14 protein-coding genes are annotated in these 22402 nt (G+C 61.2%); 4 read left to right on the top strand and 10 right to left on the bottom strand.

What is annotated here, in order from left to right:
- Positions 1-303: 303 nt before the first annotated feature.
- Both P6U28_RS03055 and P6U28_RS03060 read right to left on the bottom strand, forming a co-directional pair.
- Complete coding sequence (locus tag P6U28_RS03055; protein ID WP_122404928.1) at positions 304-2505, bottom strand: Wzz/FepE/Etk N-terminal domain-containing protein; 2202 nt, start codon at positions 2503-2505, stop codon at positions 304-306.
- A gap of 31 nt (positions 2506-2536) precedes the next feature.
- Positions 2537-3211, bottom strand: coding sequence for a hypothetical protein (locus tag P6U28_RS03060; RefSeq protein ID WP_245509607.1), 675 nt, complete (start codon positions 3209-3211; stop codon positions 2537-2539).
- 486 nt (positions 3212-3697) lie between these two features.
- On the opposite strand from P6U28_RS03060, the gene P6U28_RS03065 reads away from it, so the two are divergent.
- From P6U28_RS03065 to P6U28_RS03080, 4 genes are read left to right on the top strand one after another with little or no spacing between them, the layout of a single operon-like run.
- Positions 3698-4909: an acyltransferase gene (locus P6U28_RS03065; protein WP_245509608.1), complete on the top strand. Its 1212-nt coding sequence runs from the start codon at positions 3698-3700 to the stop codon at positions 4907-4909.
- A 7-nt stretch (positions 4910-4916) separates the two neighbouring features.
- On the top strand, positions 4917-6254 hold the full coding sequence (locus P6U28_RS03070) for a hypothetical protein (RefSeq protein WP_129144956.1): 1338 nt from the start codon (positions 4917-4919) through the stop codon (positions 6252-6254).
- Positions 6255-6263: 9 nt separating this feature from the next.
- Positions 6264-7370 (top strand): acyltransferase, encoded by a 1107-nt coding sequence (locus tag P6U28_RS03075; protein WP_129144957.1) that lies wholly within the window; start codon positions 6264-6266, stop codon positions 7368-7370.
- Entirely contained in the window at positions 7367-8455 is a 1089-nt protein-coding gene (locus P6U28_RS03080) for an acyltransferase family protein (protein ID WP_407121708.1), read from the top strand. The genes P6U28_RS03075 and P6U28_RS03080 overlap by 4 nt, the downstream gene beginning before the upstream one ends.
- Before the next feature lie 17 nt (positions 8456-8472).
- Here P6U28_RS03080 and P6U28_RS03085 read toward each other — a convergent pair whose 3' ends face one another.
- From P6U28_RS03085 to P6U28_RS03120, 8 genes are all read right to left on the bottom strand, one after another.
- Entirely contained in the window at positions 8473-9609 is a 1137-nt protein-coding gene (locus P6U28_RS03085; RefSeq protein WP_245509609.1) for a glycosyltransferase family 4 protein, read from the bottom strand.
- 81 nt (positions 9610-9690) lie between these two features.
- Entirely contained in the window at positions 9691-11133 is a 1443-nt protein-coding gene (locus P6U28_RS03090) for a lipopolysaccharide biosynthesis protein (RefSeq protein ID WP_129144960.1), read from the bottom strand.
- A 117-nt stretch (positions 11134-11250) separates the two neighbouring features.
- Positions 11251-12366, bottom strand: a complete 1116-nt coding sequence (locus P6U28_RS03095) for an acyltransferase family protein (protein WP_407121709.1) — start codon at positions 12364-12366, stop codon at positions 11251-11253.
- A 234-nt stretch (positions 12367-12600) separates the two neighbouring features.
- The gene (locus P6U28_RS03100; RefSeq protein WP_407121710.1) at positions 12601-16509 is read right to left on the bottom strand and encodes an RHS repeat protein; all 3909 of its coding nucleotides are present in this window, start codon (positions 16507-16509) and stop codon (positions 12601-12603) included.
- A gap of 514 nt (positions 16510-17023) precedes the next feature.
- The gene (locus P6U28_RS03105) at positions 17024-18415 is read right to left on the bottom strand and encodes a hypothetical protein (protein ID WP_129144963.1); all 1392 of its coding nucleotides are present in this window, start codon (positions 18413-18415) and stop codon (positions 17024-17026) included.
- Positions 18412-19686 (bottom strand): glycosyltransferase family 4 protein, encoded by a 1275-nt coding sequence (locus P6U28_RS03110; protein ID WP_129144964.1) that lies wholly within the window; start codon positions 19684-19686, stop codon positions 18412-18414. Before P6U28_RS03110 ends, P6U28_RS03105 begins: the two co-directional genes overlap by 4 nt.
- Before the next feature lie 30 nt (positions 19687-19716).
- The gene (locus P6U28_RS03115; protein ID WP_122404918.1) at positions 19717-21051 is read right to left on the bottom strand and encodes a hypothetical protein; all 1335 of its coding nucleotides are present in this window, start codon (positions 21049-21051) and stop codon (positions 19717-19719) included.
- A gap of 103 nt (positions 21052-21154) precedes the next feature.
- The gene (locus P6U28_RS03120; protein WP_407121711.1) at positions 21155-22336 is read right to left on the bottom strand and encodes a glycosyltransferase; all 1182 of its coding nucleotides are present in this window, start codon (positions 22334-22336) and stop codon (positions 21155-21157) included.
- Between the last annotated feature and the right edge of the window lie 66 nt (positions 22337-22402).

The following is a 22402-nucleotide window of genomic DNA, read 5'->3' on the forward strand; positions in this document are numbered from 1 at the left end:
AGCCCGGATTGTCTCGTCTTAGCGACAGATGGTTGCCCATGGCGCACCGTCTTGGTCAATCCTTGCTTTTGGCTAGAGCAATAACCGCAAGTTGTGGATTCCGGATGAATACGGACGTCCAAGCAGCCCGGCTGTGCCTGGGCACGATCTCCGTCCGTCCGACGGGCTCGGGCTGTCTCGCGTGCAAGGCGCGCTCGCTCGCCTTCAAGCGACAATTCCACGAAACAAGAATAAGGTCCGCTGCCAAATGGCAGCGGGCCCGAGGTCGTTCCAGTTCGGCTGGGCGCGTCGCCGCGCCTCCGCCTAGGCGTGCTCGACGTAGTAGCTGTTGTGGTGCTTACCCTTGTAGGCCTCGATGCGCTTGAGCATCTTCGGATTGGCGCGGTTGAGCACGGCACCGAGCAGTTTCTTCTGGAGCACCTCCGACCCCGAAACCGACTCTTGAAGAGCGCTTCGTGTCGTCTGCCCCCATTCGATGACGTAGACCATGGCATCGATCAGGAGGCTGACGGCCTTGGAGTCCGCCACCGGCATCACCGGGGCAAGATCGATCACGATATACTCATAGTGCTCTCTCAGCACCTTGAGCAGCTCGGCCATCGCCTTCGATCCAATCACGTCGGCCGAATTCACCATGCGGGAAGCCACGACGGAGGGAAGGAAATCCAGTCCCGTCTCCTTGCTCCGCTGCACGTGGTAGCCGAGGCTCGCGGGGTCGTTGAGCGCCTCCACAAGTCCGCTCTTGGCGTTGGGCGCGAGCTCTCGCGTCAGCGAGCGCGTGTGCAGGTCGCCGTCGATCAGCACCGTGCGATGCCCCGTGAGAGCGATCAATTGCGCGAAATTCGCCGCGACGGTCGTTTTTCCTTCCTTGGGAAGGGAAGAGACGATGCCGATCACCTTGATCTCGCGGGTCAGGCGCGCAACGTCGATCGACACCTTGATGTTGCGCAACGTCTCGGCAAACCGCGAGAACGGATGATCGACGACATAGCGAGATATATCGGATGCGCCGGTCTTCGCGGCTGGACCGATATCGGGCAGGACGCCGAGGCACTTCACGCCGAGCTCATCCTCGACCTCGCCGGGGGTCCTGAGCACGTCGCTCAGCAGTTCACGCGCAAATGCGACACCGAAGCCGAGACAGAGGCCGCCCACCAGGCCGCCAACGAGCGCCAGGACCGTGCGCGGTGAGCTCTTTTGGTCCGGATTCGTGGCGGTGCTGATGAGACGCGCCTCGCTGAGCGGGAAGCTCTGGTTTTGCGTCGCGCTTTGCAGCTTTTCGAGGAAGTTGTTGTAGAGATTGCGATAGGTGTCGGCGGCGCTTTCGAGATCGCGCAGCTTGACCTCGGCCTGGCCGGTGTGACCGGCCTGGGCAACGAGGTCCTTGACGTTCTTCTCGAGCGACGCCTCGCGGCTCTTTGCGATCTCATAATCGCTGCGATAAGCATCCCCGATCCGATGCAGCTCGTCGGCGATGTTCTTGCGCAGCTCGTCCATCTTGTTGGCCAGATTGACCGCCGCAAGGTGAGTCTTGCCATAACGCCTGGACCAGTCGGCATATTGGGCCTGGAGGTCGAGATATTGGGCGCGCAGGCGGGTGATGACCGAATTGTTGAGAGCGTCCGTCACCGTCGGCTGCGCGAGATCCTGGTCGGAGATCGCCTCGATCCGGTCGAGCCGGGCCTTGGCCTCGGCCGTCGCAGCCCGCGCTTGAACCAGCTGCGTATTCAGGTCCGACAATTGCTGCTCGGACATCAGGCCGCGGCTGGTTCCGACGATGTTGTGCTCGGCCTTGAAGGTCTGCACGGCGCGGTCGCTGGCCGTTGCCTGCTCGCTCAGCTCGAGGCTGCGCTGCTGAAGCCATTCGGTTGCCCGCTTGGTGGACTGATATTTGGCTTCCAGAGCGCCGACAAGATAGGCATTGGCGATGGCGTTGGCGATCTTGGCGGCCTTGTCGGGGGTCCGTGCGCGATAGTTCAACGAGAGAACATATGTCGTCAGGACGCGCTCCGTTCTCAGGTTCTTCTGAACCTGCTCGACCACGGCATGTTCGATTCGTTCCTGGGTCGGCGGTTCACCGGAGCCAAACAGCGAACTCACCTTGCCGATGATGAGGGAGAGAAGGCCCGGATTGGAACCTTTGAACTCCGGATCCTCCGTGAGCTTCAGACGACGAACGACGGACAGAATCAGGTCGTCCGAGTTGATGATTTCGACCTGACTGTCGACATAGCCGGTGTCGATCAGGGCGCTGTTGGTATTGCTGTCCTTGTCCAGCACCTGTGCCTGACGCGTGTCCATCATGATGCGGGCATTCGCCGTATACATGGGTTGCGCCGTGATCAGGTAGACCATCACCAGCGCCAACGAAGCGCCGGCGCATGCCGCAATGATTGGCCATTGGCGGCGTAGCACGTCGGCCACGCGCTCGAAGCTGAGCACGGCCCCGCCGAATTCGATGCCGAACCGGTGTCCCGACTGGAAATGTTCTCTAGGCTGGTACATTTGCTAATTCGCTGCCTTTGACGATCACTGATCAATTCGGAAGGGGAACGGGCTTGAAGGGGTCGGCCAACTTGGTCTTCCATTCGCCGTCGAGCAGCGCTCCGCCTCGCGGCGGCCGCGCAAGACCCTTGCTCTGCGATTGGGCCTGCTGGGGGCCCGAGTCCTCTCCCGCTGCGGAATAGCCTGATTGCACGTTGAGATCGCCGATCCGCTGCGCGAAATCCCTGATCTTGCGGGCTGCGTCGGGCTTCGTCGACGTGCACCGCTCTTCGGCAATCCGCAGCGCGGCGCCGATGGCCGACCTATCGCTTGAAGCCGATGCGGAGATGAGCGTCTGCACGGAGGGCAACACCGATGGATTGGTCGCGATGAGAGCCGAGAGCCGATATCTCAGCTTCTCCTTGTCATTGCGCAGTCGCTCCAGAAGCGAAGACGGCGACTTGACGAAGGTATCTAGTTCGAGCTGCGAGGCGCGGTCAGAGAATTCGACGCACTGGGCGCGGCAAGCATCGCTGCTCGAAACGATCAGCGCAGAACCTATCAAAACAGTCGATAGCCATCGCGGCTGTGCATGACGACGTGTTAGTCCGCGGCCCATCCGTGTTCCTTGCTTCTGTTGCAATAGGAGAACACGCGAAACTTGGCAGGTAACTGTGTCATCTTTTTGTGCGGCGCAAACTGATGCACGATCGTCGACGACGAACAACGTTGCTCAAACTTTGCGCCGGTTGCAAAAGCACGATTTGCAATGCCTGCGAGATTGGCATGTCGCGCTCATGGATGTTGCAGCTTGAAAACATATCAGGCACTCGCAGACCCGCGGGTCGCAAAACCGACACAAGTCACGGCGCGCTTGTATTGTTCCCTCGGACAAAAGAATTTTTGCTGCGACATCCATACGCAGACAGACCAATGTCTTGGGAATGGCCTCTACCGCAACAGCGCCGAATTTCGCGCACACTTTCCACGCAAATACTCGCAATCATCACAGCTGATGGAATTTGCGCCCGAAGCACGCGGCGCCTCAAACAAAAAGTGGCGTGAAGTTGGCGCTCACATGTCTGAATGATCTACGAGCATTGAAAGTATCGTCGGTCGTCATGCATCGCGTGCGAGTCCGTGAATCGCAGAGATTGAACACGCGCGAGACCTGATCCACACTGCTGCGGCGCAATAGCTATGGAATGTTGATGTGACGGAGTTGGTTCATCGTGAGAAGGCGCATGTCCTGCCCCTCGACAGCATTCGGGGGATCGCCGCGACTTCGGTGGTGATTCACCACCTTCTGCTGATGCCGACTTTCCTCGCGGCGTTCCCGCACAATGCGTGGATCAACTGCTCGTTCTTCAGAAGCGCCTGGCTGCTGGTCGATTTGTTCTTCGTTCTCAGCGGGATCGTCATGTCGCTCAGCTACGTCGAGAGCGACTTCGGGCGCTTCTCGCTGCGCGAGTTCATGGTGCGGCGCCTGGCAAGGGTCTATCCGCTGCACATCGTCATGCTGATGGCCAATCTGTTGTTCCGCCTCCTGCGCATCAGCCTGGTCATGGCGGGTGTCGTGGTGGCTGCGCCGGCGGCCTTCGAGGTGAACAACGCCTATTCCTTCGTGCTCAATGTCCTGCTGCTGCACTCCATGGGGTTCATCGATTATCTCAGCTGGAATGCGCCGAGTTGGAGCATCAGCGTCGAGTTCTACACCTATCTGGTGTTCGGCCTGGTCGTCCTGTTTGCCCAGCGCATGCGTTCGCTGTTGTGGTTCTACGGTCTCTGCGGGCTGCTTGCGGTCGGGAGCCTCGTCTTCATCATTTTCGGGCTCGACAAGAGCAGCCTCGGGCTTCAGACCGACTTCGGCATCCTGCGCTGCTTCGTGAGCTTCTTTCTGGGCGTGCTGACGGTGCGGATCGTCGATCGGCTGCCGGCCATGCCGGGCCCTGCGGTCCAGGGCATGGTGCAGTTCGTCGCCATGATCGCCAGCATCGTCCTTGTGTCGGTGGCGGAGACCAATCCCGCGGCGACCTTCCTCGCGCCGGTGACGTTCGCGATCTTCCTCGGCAGCTTACTCGCGTTTCCGGATGCGATGCTGGTGCCGCGGTTGCTGGTGGCAGGACCACTGGTCTGGCTCGGGCGCCGCTCCTACTCGATCTACATGGTGCACGCGGTCGTGGTGCTGCTGGCCGAGTATTTCGTGCGCGCGCTCGGGGCCGGGCGGATCGCCGCGCTCGATTCGGTCTGGGCCGGTCTGCCCGCAACGCTGAATCTCGTCGTCTCACTTGCCGCCGTGCTGGCGGTGTCGCACTTCACCTATCTCTACGTCGAAATCCCTGGCGGCAGGCTGATGCGGAACGCTCTTGGCAGCCGGTCCGATTTCTCGGCTTCCCCGGCGCCATCGGCGCGGCCGACGAACTGAGCGGGACATGACCATCCTCGCGCTGAACCGTCCCCGAATCACGCTGATCAGCCTCAACATCGAGGCGATCGCGCTCGGCGTCTATCTGGTCCGCGACGCCTTCGGCGGCGTGATCCGCTACTACACCAGCATCTATCACATGGATCCGCTGTGGTATCTGCCGGACGCCGTTGCGCTTCTGTGCCTCGTCCAGTTCTTCGTCCATTGCATCCTGCGCAATCGCAGCACCCTGGCCCTGCTGGTCTTCGTGCAGATCATGCTGTCGCTCGTGCTCGGCTATTTCATGCTGGGGACGATGAACGCAGCGATCTCGTCCTTCAAGATGATGCTGCCGGTGTTCGTCGGATTCTGCTTCTGCGATTCGAGTCTGGGCTCATACCGAAAGCTTCTGTCGGTCATCGCCGTGACCTTCTATCTGTCCGTGATCGGCGTTTTCCTGACGAAATTCTACGCGATGCCTTGGGTGGGCTACAAATACGAATCCTTCGGCGCGGTACGGGAGGCCGGCCGGTTGTGGTGGGCCTACGGCGGCGACGACCAGCGCCTGATGGGCTTTGCGGCCGACAACACCATGGCCGCCTTCTTCATCCTGGTATCGTTCGCAATCACGTCAATCCGCAAGAGCACGTCCTGGTGTATTGGGGCCGGATCGATCGCTATTTATGTGGTTTGGCTGACCACCAGCAAGACGACATTCATTGTCCTGTCGTTCTATTTGTTGCTCCTGCTTCTTGTACGAATGTTGCCGGAGCGGTCTCGCTTTTTGGCTGTTCGGGGCATCGCGTTGTGGTCGTTTGCTGCGATCCTGATTCCGCTCTTCATGATCCTGCTCGCGTCAGGCACGCCGGCGGTCCCGCACTCGACGCTGTACAGCATTCTTGATCGCATCAACAACAGCTGGCAATTGCCCTTCGTCTACATGACTCAGCTGATGCCGATCGGGTTGGTGACGGGTTGCGGTGCGGGCTGCTTCAACTATCCGCAGCAGCTGTTCTCGCCGCTCGCGTCGTTTTGGGTGCCCGTCGACAATTTCTACATCGGGACGTACCTGATGTTCGGTCTCCCCTTCGTCGCGTTCATGGTGATGGTGTTCCGGGCGACGTTCGGTGCGACCGACGTGTACAAGCTGACGCTGCTCTTCGTCGTCAACCTGTTCACGATCACGGTCTTGAATTACGGCCCGGCCTCCGGCCTGCTGATCATCGCATTGAGTTTCAGCGAAGTGTTCTCGCGGCGCGCGACCTCTGCACGTGGGGCCGACGCCGTGCCAATCGTCATGCGGCCTCCGATGCGGCCACTGGATGGCTTCAGCCCGGATCTACCGGCGGCGAGCGGAAGCAGGTGAGAACGAACGATGCATAGACGGCTCGCATTCATCGACACGCTGCGCGGCATTGCCGTGCTGTCGGTCCTGGTCCAGCACGTGTTCGAGTTGATCGTCGAGAAGCACCCGACGGGCGCCTATTACTGGCCCATCCACGACGTGTTTGGCTACTACATGAACTTTGGCCGGTTCGGCGTCGTGTTGTTCTTCTTCGTCAGCGGCTTCGTCATTCCGTTCAGCTTTCCGGACAGCACCACGCCCGTGCGGGATTTTACGATCAGCCGCTTCTTCCGTCTCTATCCGGCCTACTGGACGTCGCTCCTGGTCGGGCTCGTGACGATGCAGCTCTTGGAGTCGAAAGTCTATCCGCTGGGGCAGGTCGCCGCCAACGTGACGATGTTGCAGACCTTCGTGAACGTCCCGAACCTCTGGGTGTTCTACTGGACGCTGGCGATCGAGCTGCTGTTCTACGTCGGGTGCACGATTCTCTTTGCGATGGGGTTGCTGAACCAGCGCTTCACGGCGGTGACGATCGTCGTTGCGGCCGCGCTGGTCGGAACCACCGCCGCGCTCATGATCGAGAACAGGACCGTCTCCTCGGTGATGGAGGTCGGGTTGAACCTGTCGGCCATGTTCCTGGGCAAGATCATCCGCGACACCGTCGTCGGCGGCAAACTGCGCTGGACCCACGTGGCGGTCTGCACGCTTCTGTATGCGATCTTCGCCGCCACCCTGTCCGATCGGCGGTTCGGAGGCGTGTATCACGAGAATTTCTTCTACAGCTATTCGATCGGATCGGCCTATGTCTGCGCGGCGCTGGTCTTCATCGCCTTTGCCGTGTTCGGCGAGCGAATGGCGTGGCGCCCGATGGCGTTCGTTGGCGTGATCAGCTATTCGGTCTACCTGATGTCGCCATTCGTGATCGTCGCCGTCCATCGCCTCGTTTGGTTCGGCAACGGGCCGCTGGGATGGTCGCTCTTCCTGGCCGTGATCCTGGCGTTGTCGATCCTGGTCAGCTGGATGACTTACGCCTTCGTCGAGAAACCCTGCATTTCCTTCGGGCACAGGTTCCGCTCGGCGCGACGGAAGCCGGTCGTGCTCGAGCCCGCCCTCAGCACCCAGGGTGCCGCGGAGTGATCAAGACACCGCACCAGCCGGGCGCCGCCTATGACGGATCGTTCGTTCCGTCGGTCCAGGGCCTGCGGGGCATCGCCGCGCTGAGCGTGCTGATGGATCATTTCTACGACATGCCGAAGGGCGGCATGTACGACATCCCGGACCCCGGCTTCCTGCCACCGCTCTGGTCCTGGCTGCAATCGGCGATCAATGTCGGCGGGCACGGCGTCGAGCTGTTCTTCATGATCAGCGGATTCCTGATCCCGGCGAGCCTGGTGCGGCACGGGTCGCTGTCGCGGTTCTTCTTCGATCGCGTCCTGCGCATCATGCCGGTGTTCGTCGTGCTGCATCTTGCGTTGTTCGCGATCGGTCCGATCGTGGCCTACAAGTTCTTCCGCGGCATCGATCTGAGCAGCTATCTCGCAATCTTTGCGGCCAATCTGTTCTTCGTACAGGACGCGCTCGGCCTGCCCATTGCCCAGCAGAATGCCTGGACGTTGACCTATGAGTGGGCGTTCTACATGTGGTTTGCGCTGACGTTCTCGACCTGGCGCACCGGGGGCAGATTGCTGGCGGCACCTTTGCTCTTGCTTGGCATCGCCTGCCTGATGCGCTGGCCGATCACCGCCTTCTTCTGCATCGGCATGCTGTTCAGCGCCACCGGATTCCGCATCTCGATTCCGGGGCGTGCCGGCTTGCTCGCCGGCCTTGCCTGCGGAGCGGCGCTGTATGCGAGCCTGGTGCTGTTTCATCCCTTCGTCGGTCTAATTCCCGGATTTCTGCTGTTCGGCATGGTGCTTGCTCCGGACTCCGGCATCGGCAAAGCTCTGAGCACACCGGCCCTGCAGTATGTCGGCAAGATCAGCTACAGCCTCTATCTCGTGCACCCCTTCGTGCTCTTCCCCTTGCAGATGATCGGCCTGAAGCTGGTCGCCGTCGGCGTGGATCGCTGGCTGCTGTGGGCCGCCTTCATCGGGCTCGGGCTCGTGATGTCACTCGTTGCGAGCGCGATCAGCTATGAATTGATCGAGGTCAGGCTGAGGCGATTGCTGGACGGTGCGATCCGCAGCATGTTCTTTCGACCGCAGGTCGAGCAATCGGTTTGAGAGGCCGCCTGTCGCGGTCAGCTCACGGTGCGGCCAGCGAGCCGGTGATAGGACCCGAGTAGCTGCTCGGCGATGCGATCCCAGTTCAAGAGTCCGGCTGCGGTCTGCCGCGCGCCTTCGGTCAATGTCGCGGTTAGAGGCTTGGAGGTCAGCACGCGTTCGAGGGCGTCGGCCAATGCCGTGGCGTCGCCGGGCGGAACCAGCAGTCCGTTGACGCCATCCGTCACGACGTCGGGAATGCCGCCGGTCGCACTGGCGACGACGGGCCGGGAATTGCCATAGGCGGAAGCAAGCACGCCGCTCTGCGTTGCGTCCTTATAGGGCAGGGCAACAACTGTGGCGGACCGAAACAGTCGTCCGGTATCTGCGGGCGAGATATAGGCGTTGATGGTCTTGACCGTCGGCATCGCCTCCATTCGCGCGCCGAGCCGTGTCATCTCGGGGCCGCGGCCGGCGACGATCGCTTCATGGGCGACACCGCGCTTGGCCAACATGTCGATCGCATCGATGAAGACGTCGAGGCCCTTGTAAGCCCACATCCGCCCAAAAAACAGGATGCGTGCAGCTTCAGGCGCAGTGACCGCACCTCCGGCCGGCGGCACCATGAGCACGCCGTGCATGCTGGAGACCGTTTCGCCTTTGAAGTCGGGCGAGGCGCGGCGAAAATCGGCAATACAGCTCTCGCCATGCGTGGTGACGACCGATGCGGCTGCGCGCATGCGCCCGCGCCAGGCATCTTCACGTGGCGAGGTGCCGGAGCCGCCTTCCGAATGCGGAATCGCATCGTGAACCGTCAGCACCAGCGGAATGCCAAGCGGACGGAGAAACTGGATCAGCTTGGACGTGTAGATCTCCGGAACTTCGTGACAATGAATCACGTCGGGACGAAACGAAATTATGTCCAGGAACGAGGCCGGGATGCCGATCGCGCCGCCGCGGCGCAGGCTCAAGTCACGAATTCTCGTCTCAAACGGAGCCGTCACGGCGATATCGGCCAGTTCCCATTGCTGATTGGCGTCTTTGCGATTGAGCACCAGCCGGACGTCGCAATGGCGGGCCAATCCCGACGCGAGACGGTAGGAATATTCCGCAAAATGTGGTGCGTAGATCGCCACACGCAAACGTGGACTCTGATGGGCAACTGTGCCGTGCACGGTGATCTCCTGGTTCCCTGACCTTCCTAGATCAGATGATCCTCAACGCCTGATGATGCCGCAAGATTGGGAGGTCAGTGTTCAATTATCGGCAAAGCGCATGCTGACCCTCGTCTTGGTCCATCCGTGCGAGACGTACCGATACATCTCACGTCGCGCGGAGGGGAACATCGCGATGACAAGCAGCGATACCGCGTAGGATAGGCCAAAGCAGGCCAGCAGAGTTGGCAGGTCGCCAGAGAGCCGAGCCATCATCGCGTCGCGCAGCAGGTGAACGCTGATGATCGATGCGATCGCGCCCGCAAGGTGTGGCGCGATTGATTGCATGACGTCGCGATGGCCGACGGGACCTCTGCGTCCGACGAACCACCACAGAATGGGTGTTCGCAGGCATTCGCTGACCGAATATGCCGCCGCCACGCCCGCCGGCCCGTAGTGCAAGCCGCAGACGAATGCGATCACGGAGGTGATTGCGACGAAGAGCCCCCACTTCATGTATTCACGCGATCGTCCCTGGCTGAGGAAGAGCCAGTTCGCCGGGCTATTGGTCGCTTGCAGGAGTGCGGCGACGCTCAACCCTACAAAGACCGGAGTCACTTCCTTCCAGCGATCTCCGAGCAAGGTCTCAACCAGAGGGCCGGCGGTCGCAATCATGAAGGCGACCCCCGGCAAGACCACCGTATAGGCTGGCAACACGGCACGGCGATACGACTGACGGTAGCGCTCGGTTTCGTTGAGCAGGCTGGACAGGGTCGGAAGCATGATCCGGACCATCGGATTGGTGATTTGCTGAAGCGGAAAGAGCAGCAGCCTGTAGGCCCGATTATAGACACCAAGGGATGCCGCGCCCCACACCTGCCCGATCAGGACGCTGTCGATGTTGCGGGAGAAGAACTCAGCGAGGTTGTAGCCGGTTACGCCGAGGCCAAAGCTCAGCATCCCCCGCGATTGCCCGATGGACCCTGGCCGCGACGGCAACCATCCCGAGCTCAGCCAGGCGCCGCTTGCGAGTACCACCCCGGACGTCAGGCTGCCGGCGAGGATCGCCCAGTAGCTGTGGTAGATCAGGGCCATGGCGATCGATGCCGCAAGTCCGGACAAAGCCGCCATGGACTCGATCGCGGCGAGCGTCCAGAACCTCATTTGTCTGGTGAGGAGCGACAGGTGTTGAACGTCTGCACCGCTGAGCAGGAGGGTGAGACTCATGCTTGCAGTGAGCGCCGCCAGCTTGGGCTCGCCATAGAACTTTCCGACCAGGGGGGAGAGCACAACAAGCGTCAGCGCCAGTGCCGCTCCGATGGATAAATTGACCCAAAACAGCGAACTCAGGTCGCGTTGGCTGAGCGAGTCCTTCTGAACGGTGGCATGTCCAAGCCCGAGGTCCTGGAACAAGACTGCGAAAGCGAGCACCGGAGATGCCATGGCGAAAATGCCGAAATCAGCGGGAGTAAGCAGCCGCGAGAGGATGATCACCGAACCGGCCTGCGTTCCCACGCGCACGATTTGGGTGGCAATGGCGGCCATCGCGCCCGCGCGAACTCGTCTCGCGTGGGTCTCCTCCGAGTAGCGTGGATTTAGCTCGATCAATTCGATTGCCTCTGCAAATCGCTCGCGGCGAGTGAGGTCAAAGCATGAATGCCGTCAGCGGGCATTCGCGGACTCCACAACGGCGGTATCGAGCGAGGCTGTGGTCAAGACCTGCCGCGAACGCGGTCGACCATACCGATTGATCCAGTCGCGTGCCGGCCTTTCAACATAAGCATACGTGACATCGGCCGTGATCATGAGCAGGAGGCAGCATGCGAGCACGAACATCGGAAAATCCTTTGGGCCCAATGAGAAGTGCCGCCAGATTGGAAGGAAAACGAGAATGATCAGAAGCTCATGCAGCATGTAGACCGAGTAGGATGTGTTGCCGAGACGGCCCAACCATGCAGCACCGGGAACCCGATCAAGCGCGCTCTCACCGACCGCCGTCAGCAGGATCGCCAGCGAGAACAGGATGATCGCAAGATCGGGCTTGGCGAAGATGTTGAGGATCAGGACCGCCATCGCGAAAACTGCAACGCCGAGGAAAATGACGACTCTCTTGCGGTAGCTCCCTGATAGGCGGAAAAGAATGGCGAGAAGAATGCCGTTCAGGAAGCTAGGCAGCGCCCTCAGCATTCCATAGTCGAAGTTCGCGCCATACATCTGCGATCGTTCATGCCAAATCGGTAAATGGCCATGGGCAAGGATGCCGTACGATGCGGCGACGATCAGCGCGAGAAGCACGGGCGATACGCTCCTTGCGAGATACATCAGGAGCGGGAACAAAAGATAGCAGAACAGTTCCGCGCTGATCGACCATGCGGGCGTGTTGAAGCTTAGGTGATCGGTGACGCCCCAGGCCTGAACCAGGAACAGGTTGTAGATGAAGTCCGATACGCTCGTATGTGAGGCGGAATCGTGAATGCCGATGAACGCGACGCCCCCGAAAGCCAGCAGTGTCAGAAGATGCAGCGGATAGATCCGGGCGATCCGGCGAAGCATGAAGCGGAGATAGGAATGGCCCTCGCCGGAGTTGGCCGGATAAGAGTACGAAATGACGAAGCCTGAGAGGATAAAGAACATGTCGACGAACAGGCCGAATGATCCATTCCAGGCCGGAGAAATGCCGGGGTCAATGTTTTTCAGGTGAAAGACAAAGACTCCAAGCGCGGCAACGAACCTGTAGAAGTCGAGGACGACAAAGCGTCGCGGTTCATTGCCATCCATGTCGCCACATCGCGCTGTTCAAGACCGAGCGCAACGGTAAATGCAAATTGTGACGCAAGTTCGGACCATGCTGCATCGCGACGCAACGGAGCATTGCGCCGATCAGAGAGTCGAACAGGCTGTGCCTGCTCAAACGCGAGGCAAGGGCCTAAAGCTTGATCGAAGGGTCGGATCGCAAGCGGCGATCCAACCCTTCTTCGTCAAAGAGAAGCCGAAGATTAGCCGTCCGCCAGTTCAAACGAAGGCAAAGTCATGGCTGGTAAGATTGGTGACGTAATTGTTCTTGATCAGGATCGAGTCGTTTGCCGACAACTGGATCGCCACGTCCGTCCCCCATTGCGACATTTGGAGGTGGCCGTAATCGGACACCAATAGCTTAGAAATCGCAATCGTATCGTGATTTGCCGTGTCGCCTGCCTTGAAGTTCAGGATCTGATCATGGCCATGATCGTAGAGGATAGTGGTTGAATTTGGCGCCGACGAAAACAGATCGTCACCATTTCCGCCCTGGATGCTGATTCCGGCGGCGACCGCCGTCACGTTGTGGGTGCCATCCGGCTTCACGTCGTCGAAGGACTGCAGAGCACCAGCCGAGTTGTACTTCTCGTGCTGCGTCGTGCCGGCCTGCCCGTTGAAGTTGAAGAGAAAGATGTCCTTGCTGGCGTCGGCATGTTGAGCGATCTCCTGGGTCTTGGTCCCGCTGCTGTCATAGATGTCGGTCAGCGTGCTGCCGTCATTGTTGAGCACCTGGGTGTAATCCAGCGTGCCGTCCGCGTGAGTCCGGGTGATTGCTACTACATGCCCGGCAGCATCCAGATGCTGGTGCTGGGTGGTGTAGCTTTGACCGGTGATGTTGTAGCTCCAATTGTCCGAGGTTCCGTCGGGGTTAGTGATGTAAGCGGCGCTTTTCACGCCGCCGGTATAGATCGTCGTCGCGCTATAACCGTCGGATCTTGTCGTCACCTCGCTCGTCAGCGTTCCGCTCGCGTCGTACCAATCGGAGGTCTTCGTACCGCCGGACGTCTGCACCAGCGTGAAGGCCAGGCTGTTGTCGGCGTGGGTCCGGACGATGTTGGTGAGAAAGCCCGTCGAATCGTAGGTGTCGTGCTCGGTGGTATAGTTCTGACCGACGACATCATACAGGAAGACATCCTTCGACCCGTCGGCATGATGATCGGTCTCGTCCGTCTTGTTGCCCCTGGCATCGTAGTTGCTGACAGAGCTGCTGCCATCGGCATTGATGTGCTGGACGTAATCAAGCGTGCCGTCAGAATGCGTTCGGGTGACGTCGGTGATGTGGCCTGCTGCGTCGAGGTGTTGATGCTCGGTCGTATAACTCTGGCCCGCGATGTTGTAGCTGTAGTTATCGTGGCTCTGGTCGGCATTGGTGATGTAGGCGGCCGTCTTTACGCCATTGGCGTAGACGGTCGTCGAACTCGAGCCGTCGGCGTTTTGCACGACCTCGCTGGTGAGGGTGCCCGTCCCATCATACCAGTCGGATGTCTTGGCGCCGCCACTGGTCTGCTTCAGCGTGAAAGCCAGGGTGCCGTCGGCGTGGCTGCGCTCGAGCAAGGTCAGAAAACCCGTTGCATCATAATGATCGTGCTCGATCGTGTAGTTCTGCCCAGTGATGTTGTAGAGCCAAAGGTCTTTGCTGCCGTCGGCGTGTGCATCCGTCTCGCTAATCTTCGTTCCCGTGCTGTCGTAGTTGACGACGACGCTGCTGCCATCGTTGTTGATCACCTGGGTATAGTCGAGCGTTCCGTCGGCATGCTTCCGGGTGACGGCGGTCACCTTGCCCGTAGGATCGACGTGCTGGATCAGCGTCGTGAAACTCTGACCCGTTATGCCGTAGCTGTAATTGTCCTGGCTGCCGTCCGCGTTGCGGACGTAGGCCGCAGTTTCGGCCCCGTTGCTGAAGAGTGCGGTCGAATAATAGCCGTCGGCCTTCTGGACCACTTCACTCGTGAGATGTCCGGTGGCGTCGTACCAGTCGGTTGTCCTGGTCCCGTCGGTGCTCTGGACCAGGCTGAACGCCAGGCTGCCGTCGGCGTGGCTGCGCTGCAACGAGGTAAGAAAGCCGGTGCGGTCGTAGACGGCGTGTTCGGAGGTATAGCTCTGCCCGACGATGTTGGAGGTCCAGACATCGATGCTGTGATCGGCGTGATAATCGGTCTCGACCTGCTTGACGCCGGCGGCGCTGTAAAGCGTGATCGCGCTGCTGCCGTCGCTGTTAAACAGCTGCGTCGATTCCAGCGTACCGTCCGCATGGGTCCGGGTCACACTCGTGACATGCCCCGCCGCATCCAAGTGCTGAACCTCGGTCGTGTAGCTCTGGCCGGTGATGTTATAGGCGTAGTTGTCCTGGGTGCCATCGGCATTCAGGATGTAGGCCCTCGTCTTCACCCCATCGGTGTAGAGCGTCGTGGAGTAGGCCCCGCTGGCCTTCTGCACCACTTCGCTGACGAGAACGCCCCCGATTGTATAGGTATCGGTGGTTCTCGTGCCATCGGTTGCAAGATGGATCAGCGCCGTCTTGATTCCATTGGTATAGCCGAAGGAATCCTCCGAGCCGTCGGAATAGTCTATGGTGGTCGTGAAGGGGCGGCCGCTGTCATCCAGACCGGTATTGGAATTCGCGGTAAGCGTTCCGGTGGAATCGTAAGTGAGAGTGTTGCTCCAGGTCGCGGCCGTGTTCGTCACCGAGAAGGAATATCCACCCTGGATCTTGGACAGCGCGCTGCCGTAATGGGCGATGATGTAGTCCATCGTCGCCTTCGAGGCGACCGGAAGGACGTGCGAGTCGGTCAGCGTGATGCTCTGCAGCGCCGTCGACTTGCTGAGGTCGGACAGTTGCGGCGCGATCTCGGCGGCCGTGCCGCTGACGCTGGTCCGGGTGTCCGGGGGAGTCGGGGTGGTCGCAGGCGCGTCGATCTCGATGACCAGCGGATGATCGCTGACCGGAACGGTGATCGTGCTGACGTCGGTATAGCTGGCGATCGCCGTAGTTCCCGTCAGCGTGTCGTACACCTTGACCGTGTGATGGACGGCCCCGAGGTTCACCGTGACGGTCTGGGTCGGATTGGATATCTCGGTATCGGTCGCATCGTTCCAGAGCTTCGGCTCGGCCCAGACGACGAGCTCGTAGGCGCCGTTGCTCTTGCCGAGCACCATGCTGTTGCCCGAGGCCGGCATGTTGCTGAGGGTGTAGTTCAATGGATCAGTCGGCTGCAGTCCGCCCTTGCCGTCGTCGGCCAGAATGGTCGTCAGGTTATGAATCGCGGTCGCGGCGAGCTTTGGCGTGCCGTCGGAGTTGAACAGCCCGAAGTTCGCTTCCGGATCGGTATTGGCGGCGGAGGAATCGCGGTCGAACATCTCGTAGAGATAGGTCGCGCTCACGCCGGCCTTGTAGGCATCGACCAGCGTGTTCAGGATCGACTTTGCCTGCACCGTCTCGTCGACGCCGAGATACTGCGTGTTGGCTTGCGTGGTGTAACCGGTTTCCGTGATGACGACAGGCTTCCCCGGCGCCGCGGTCGAGACGGCGCTCAGCGTTGCCGCAATGGAGCTGCTCGGAGTCAGGCTGGTGCTGACATAGGCGTGCGCGTTGGCGTAGTCGACCGAGCCCGACATGTTGCCGAGCTGGCTGTAGCCTTGCGGATCGTTGTAGGCCAGCGACAGATTATAGACGGGGGTGTTGGCGAGCGCGGCGTTGGAATTGACGGCCTGATAGAGCGCGCTCTGGAACTGAGCCGCGGCACTGAGGCTCGAGCTGCCATTGTAGCTGAAGGGCTGGTGATTGGCCTCGTTGAGACCTTCGATGGCGCTGATGCTTCCCGGATGGCTCGCCGCGAACTTCTCGAGCGAGACGATGTAGTTCTGCAGCCCGGTTGCGCCTGTCTGAGGCAGGGCGGACGATACCAGGAAGTCGAACTTGTAACCGGCAGCGGCCAAGCCATCAACCATAGGTTGTGAAGCCGGGCTGGTTCCCATCGCGTCGCGGAGATGGGTGACGCCAAGGTACTTCAGGTTATCGACCATCAGTGCGAGATTGTTGTAGTCGGTCCACCCGAAGCCGGCGTGCGTGTTGACGCCGATGGAGTTGACGAAGCCGCTGGCGGACAGGATGGTTTGATCGGACATTGCACACTCTAGTTTCATCGCGAGCGAAATTGCTCGCAGGGATTTGCGTTCAAGCTTCTCTATCGAGTGTGAATTTCAGATAAAAATGAAAGCTACAAATCGCGAGCGAAGGAAGTTCCTTGTGCAGGAACTGATTTGCTCATGTCGTAGCAGAATATTGATGCGATGCCGGTGCAGGATGGCGTGAGGAAGGCACTTTCAAGATTTTCGCGTTTTGCACTGCTGAATGTGTATGCGCAAGCCGTACGAACACGACGAGCTTGCAATGGAACACGCGGCACTCTTGCAGTGCTCGATGCCGGCTAAGGGCGCTCTGCCGTGTCCGCAATCCGACGGGCATCTTCACCTGCAGTCCATAGTTTCTGCACAGGACGTTTGCAAATGCCGTTTCTACGGGCGGTTAAAATATAGGGTTTGCACGCAGCGGTTGTGGTGCCGTTCATGAGGTGCACGCACGCACAGCGGGAATCGGGACGCGAGGCTGGTTCCGTGCCGCAACCACGGGTGCGGCGAATCAGCTGCGGCGGCTGAGCATGAGAAAGTCGCCGCGCCATGCGATGATCGCAGTCGCGAGCGCGGCGATCACGATCTTGCCGCCGAGCCATGCCGCAGGCTCCGTCGGCATCGAACCGAGCGAGCCGATCAGGATTGCGGCCACCAGCGCCTGCGCGACCAATGACCCGCGCGGAAATGCCTCAAACCGCAGCGTAGGACCCAGCGCGACCAGAATCGTTGCGAGGGTGGCGAGCGAAGCGCAGTTCACCGCCCCCCGCGGCGACAGGCCGGCCGACGCCGCGACCAGGGAGAGGGCCACGACGATGGCGAGCTGGCCGGCCGCGACCAGCACCAGCCTGGTCGCCAGCTTCTCGAGGTGGGGGACAACCGCGATCGTCGCCTGCAAATGGGTATGCAGGAAATAGAAGGCCGCGATCGCCGGCGCCGTCTCCAGGAATCCACCCAGGCTCTCGTGCGGCACCAGGATCCGCGCAGCATCAGGAATGAAGCCGACCAGCCCGCCGAGCAGCACGAGGGTCGTGCAGATCATGAACTCGAACATCCGGCGCGCCGATTGCACTGATTTTGCGCCGGTCCCGTGCTCGAAATCGTTGACGACTTCGGGATAGCTCACGGTGTGGATCGCCGCATTGAGAACCCAGAACGGGCGCTGCAGCAGGTCGAGCGCAATCGAGAAGCCGGCGCCAGCCCCCGTCGCACCCAGCCGGCCAATGACGATGATCCGGAGCAGCACCGGCACCGACAGATGGATGACGGATGCGGCTGCGGCGAGCATGCCGTAACGGGAGAAATCCCCCCAGTCGGCGAGCATCGTCTGCAGCGAAACGCGTTCCAGGGGGGTGCGATAGGCCGCCAGCGCCGCGACAAGGCCCAGTGCGTGGCCGGCGCTAACGCCGAGCAGCGCCGCTTCGGCCGTTCCTGAAATCGCTGCTCCCGCGGCGGCCCCGGCCAGAAGAGCGGTAGCCCGGAACGCAAGAAGAAAGGACGCGATGCCCAGCCGATCGGAGAGGCGGACCGACAGGAAATAGAGATCCGTCAGGCCCTGAAGCACGGATATGCCGAGGCCAAGCGCGATGATCCCTGTCGGGAGCGCGCTGGCCAAGGATGCACAGCTCCCGATCACGACGAGCGCGCCCGCACTCGACAGGCCTGCGGCAAAGAGCGACCATCTCAGCCGCGCCGCCTCCTTCTCCCTCGCTGCCGCCAGAAAGCGCAGTCCGGCAAGCTGGAGCCACTCGAACATGAGGACGCAGAGCAACTGGCTAGAGGCCAGGGTGAAGGAGAAACTGGTGTAGGCGGCGGCGGGCAGCAGATGGCTGAGCGCGAAGATCAGGATGATCGCCGCGGCACTCTGGTAGACGTAGCCCGCCATCGCGAAGAGGCGTGTCATCTCGGAATGAGGCGCTCCTTGCCGACGGTCGATCCCTGTGGCGCTTCAGTCATTGCTGCGCGCATGCGCGACATCCGTTGCTCGCGCAATTGCTCATACAGGTTCTTGTATGAAGACAGCACGTCGGCAAATATCCATTTGTTGGTATCGGCGATCAGGCGTCGGCTGATCTCGTCGATCTTGTGCGGATCCGACGCGACTGCGAGCATGCTCCTGGCCAGGGATTTGGGATCTGCGTCGGTCAGCCAGCCCGTCACGCCGTGCTTGATGACCTCGGGCATGCCGCCAAAGCGCGTTCCGAGCAGCGGCCTGCCGGCCGCCTTGGCATCTGCAACGACGAGTGGACCGGGGTCGTGCCAGATCGACGGGGCTATCACCACGTCGACCTGCCTGTAGAAATCGTCCGGCGAGACAAAGCCCATGAACTCGATGCGCGCGTCCGGAGCGAGCGCCCTGAGGCGTCGTTGCTCCTCGTCGCTGACCCGGCCGGCGATCAGCATCCGGATGCGATCACGGGGCAGCATAGCAAGGGCCCGCATCAGGTTGTCGATGCCCTTCTCCTCGGTGAGGCGGCCAATGAACCCGAACGTCACTTCCGTGGTGCAGATCGGACGAGGGTAGGGCGCGCGCGGCGGCTCGGTCGAGGCGTTGCGGATCACGGTGCGGATCGGCGTCTCCGAGAACATGCCCATATCGGTATGAATCGACAGCACACGCTCGCTCACGCCGACCACGGCGCTCAGCCAATGTGTGGCCCGCTTGCGATGAAAGCTCAGAATTCCGCAGCTCGTGCAGGTGTGCTCGCAAGACCGTCCCTTGTCGAAGCGGGAGCAGCGTGGACAGGTCAGATAGTAGTCGTGAAGCGTATGCAGCACCGGCACGCCGAGCTGGGCGGCAACGCGCCAGATCGCGGTGGTGAGACCCGACAAATTGTTGGAGTGCAGCACGTCCGGCTTGAAGGCCCGGACTCGCTCCGCGATCAGGGGCGCCTGCATCTGCCAGTCGTCGATCGCGTGCCAGACGCCGCGTAAAGCGGCGTTCTTCTGCTCCATGAAGGGCAGATAGATGTTCCGCACCGGCGCGGAATAGACGTTGATGCCGTTGCAGCTTTCGCGCTCCTGCCCAGGGGACGATGCGGTCCGTATCACCTCCACCTCGTCTCCGCGCTGCACCAGGCCTTCGGCGAAACGTCGCGCGAAGATCTCTGCACCGCCAACGATCTTTGGTGCCTGAGGCGTCGGATAAAGCGTGGACGTCAAAAGAACTTTCATCACGTAACCTCATGTCTTCAAAAATCGCGCCTACCGCGCCGGCCTTATCTCCAGGGCGGGAGCGGCACCGTTCTTGGCTGCAATCAGAACCGGTGTGCTCGAAACCGGAATCCAGGCCCCGGATGCAGGTGTTGCGGCCGCATCGCACGGCAGTGCATAGGTAGCGCCCTGCTGATCGCCTTTGAGCCGGATTTCGTAACGTCGATCCGGAGCCTCGGACCAGACCGCGACTCTGCCGCCGGACGTCGTGGATGCATTGATCGAAACGACGCCGCTGGCGAGCTCGCGTCGCTCGGCACTCAGGCTGGAGCGAATGAAGGCCCAGGCGCCCTGGGCTGCACAGGCGACGGGCTTTGGCGAATTGTCGAAGCGATAAAGGCCAAAGTTATGCTCCAGCTCCGATGGATTCTTGCCGCTGTCCTTGAGCTCGTAAATCCAGATCCCCTTGAGCCAGCGCGTCGCGGTCGACGCCCACAGGATGAGCTGCGCCGTATTGTCGGCCTGGGCCTGTTCGCTGACGCCGCATTTGTTGGTGGGCGTGGTCCAGCCCGTCTCGGTGACATAGATCGGGAAGTCGGCATTTCCGCTCGCCTGGCCGACGAGCCGGTGAAACGCCGTGAGCCGCTCGATGATTTCGGCCGAGCTGCGTTTGCTCGGGCCCATGCAGAAATTGTAGAGATGGATCGACGCGCCGTCGGCATATTGCAGAATGCCGGTCCGCAGCATCTTCTCCGTCCATGTCCAGCCCGGATCGTCGCCGAGCGCGCCAACCAGGAAAGGCGCGTTCGGCGCCACCCGCTTGACCGCCGGTCGTGTGGCCTCGGCAAGCGCCAGATAGTTCTCCGGCGAGAAGGCGGCATCCTTCTTCGCCGCCAGGTTCCACTCGTTCCAGAGCTCGAACAGGGGATGCTGCGCCACGACCGATTGCGCCGCCGCGGCAGCATAGTCCGCGAACCGCTGCCGCGCCTCATCGGTCGTTGGCGGCGAGGAATTCGGAACGAGATGATGGCCGAAGGCGAGGATCAGGAGGGGACGCGCGACGCCAGATTTGACTTGCGCTTCGAGCCTGCCGAGCCTGGGCGTGAAGCCCATCCGGCGTCCGCCGACCTCGAAATCGGACCAGGGAAAATCGTCGCGGAAGGCGTTGAAGCCGAGTTGCTTGATCTGGGCGATGTTCTCTGCGGGCACGTATCCGCGCTCGCTCACCGGCCCGCCCAGCCCCTGATGGGTGCCGACGCCGAGCAGGAATCGCGTGTCGAGCGGTTGAGCCTGCTGAGCGCAGGCAGGGACCGACAGAACAATGGACGAGATGAGGCCCGCGAGGCGGAGGACACTGTCGCGGACCAAGGTGCGTGGGCGTGTCATGGTCTAGATCACGCGCGACGCACTGGCGGTGACATCAAGCCCGGCCCAGGGCATTGCCATCGCGATCTCCTGCACCTGCAGGGGCAACCGTGCATTTTGCTCATCAGAAATTCTTTGAGAGATCCGACTGCAGTCCCGCTTTCGCTTCGACCGGTGTCTGGTCGTCCTGAAGGAGCTCGACATAGACCTGCTGCAATTCTCCATGCGTCTTCTGGACGTCATACAGCTGCTTGAAGCGGTCGTAGCCGCGCTGTCCCAGCACCTTGAGATCGAGATCAAGCGCTCGCCGGAACCCGTCGACGAGCGGCTGAACGCCGACGGGCTCGCAGAGCACGCCGGTGACGCCATCGACGACGATCTCGGGCAATGCGCCGCTACGGAACGCCAGGATGGGCTTGGCTGCGCGCATCGCTTCCAGGGCAACGAGACCGAAGGCTTCCCATCGTGATGGAATCACGACGAGGTCGGCGGCCTCGAGCTGGGTCTCGATGGTCGGGCGGTCCAGCCAGCCCAGCAGGCTCACGTTGGAGGGGACCGTCGGGCCTTCATACTTGTTGACGACGGAGGCACCGACCATGCGGATGTCGAGCACATCCTCGAGCGAGCGCGCCGCTTCGATCAGGAGATCAAAGCCCTTCTGCCGGTCAAGGCGTCCAATGAACAGCACCTTGACTTTCTTGGATGTTGTCCAGTCCGCCGCGACGGGCTGCGGCGTGCGGCTCTTCGAGATGCCATTGTGGACGATGGTGAGGCGCTCGGCGGGAATTCCCGCGCGGACCGCCTCATTATACTCGTCACCGGAGATGCAGATGATCCGGTCCGACGTGCGCGCGAGAAGATTTTCTGCTGCCTTCGTGATGAGATGGCTGAGACGACCGGTCTCGCGCGAAAATGCCCAGCCGTGTGGGCAATAGACCACACGCGGGCCGTTCGAGCGGGCCGCCAGCACGGGCCGGAGCACGAGGCCTGCAAAGGAGGAATGCAAATGCACCACGTCCGGCCGGAAGGCGTCGAGGGCTTGCATGCTTGCGCGCAACATCTGGAACAGCCCGGAGACGCTGCGGCCGGTCCGCTCGAACGTCGTAATCTGGCTGTCATCGATCGCGCCGAGATCGCGACGATGATCCGAGGGCACGACATAGTGCACGTTGTCGGCGCCGAAGCTCGCCTGTTGCTGCGGATGCAACTCGTTCAGATAGCTGGCAATCCCGCCGCGGATCGTCTCGGCGACGTGCAGCACTTTCACCGTCTGCCTTGCGTAGGGCCGCGTTGGAGAGCCGGACATCGTGTATCCCTGTTCTGAGTTCGCTACTGCGAAACACAGTTCCTCGAATACGTAGCGATATTGGGG

The sequence above is a fragment of the Bradyrhizobium sp. STM 3561 genome, from assembly GCF_045571455.1.
Classification (GTDB): Bacteria; Pseudomonadota; Alphaproteobacteria; order Rhizobiales; family Xanthobacteraceae; genus Bradyrhizobium; species Bradyrhizobium vignae.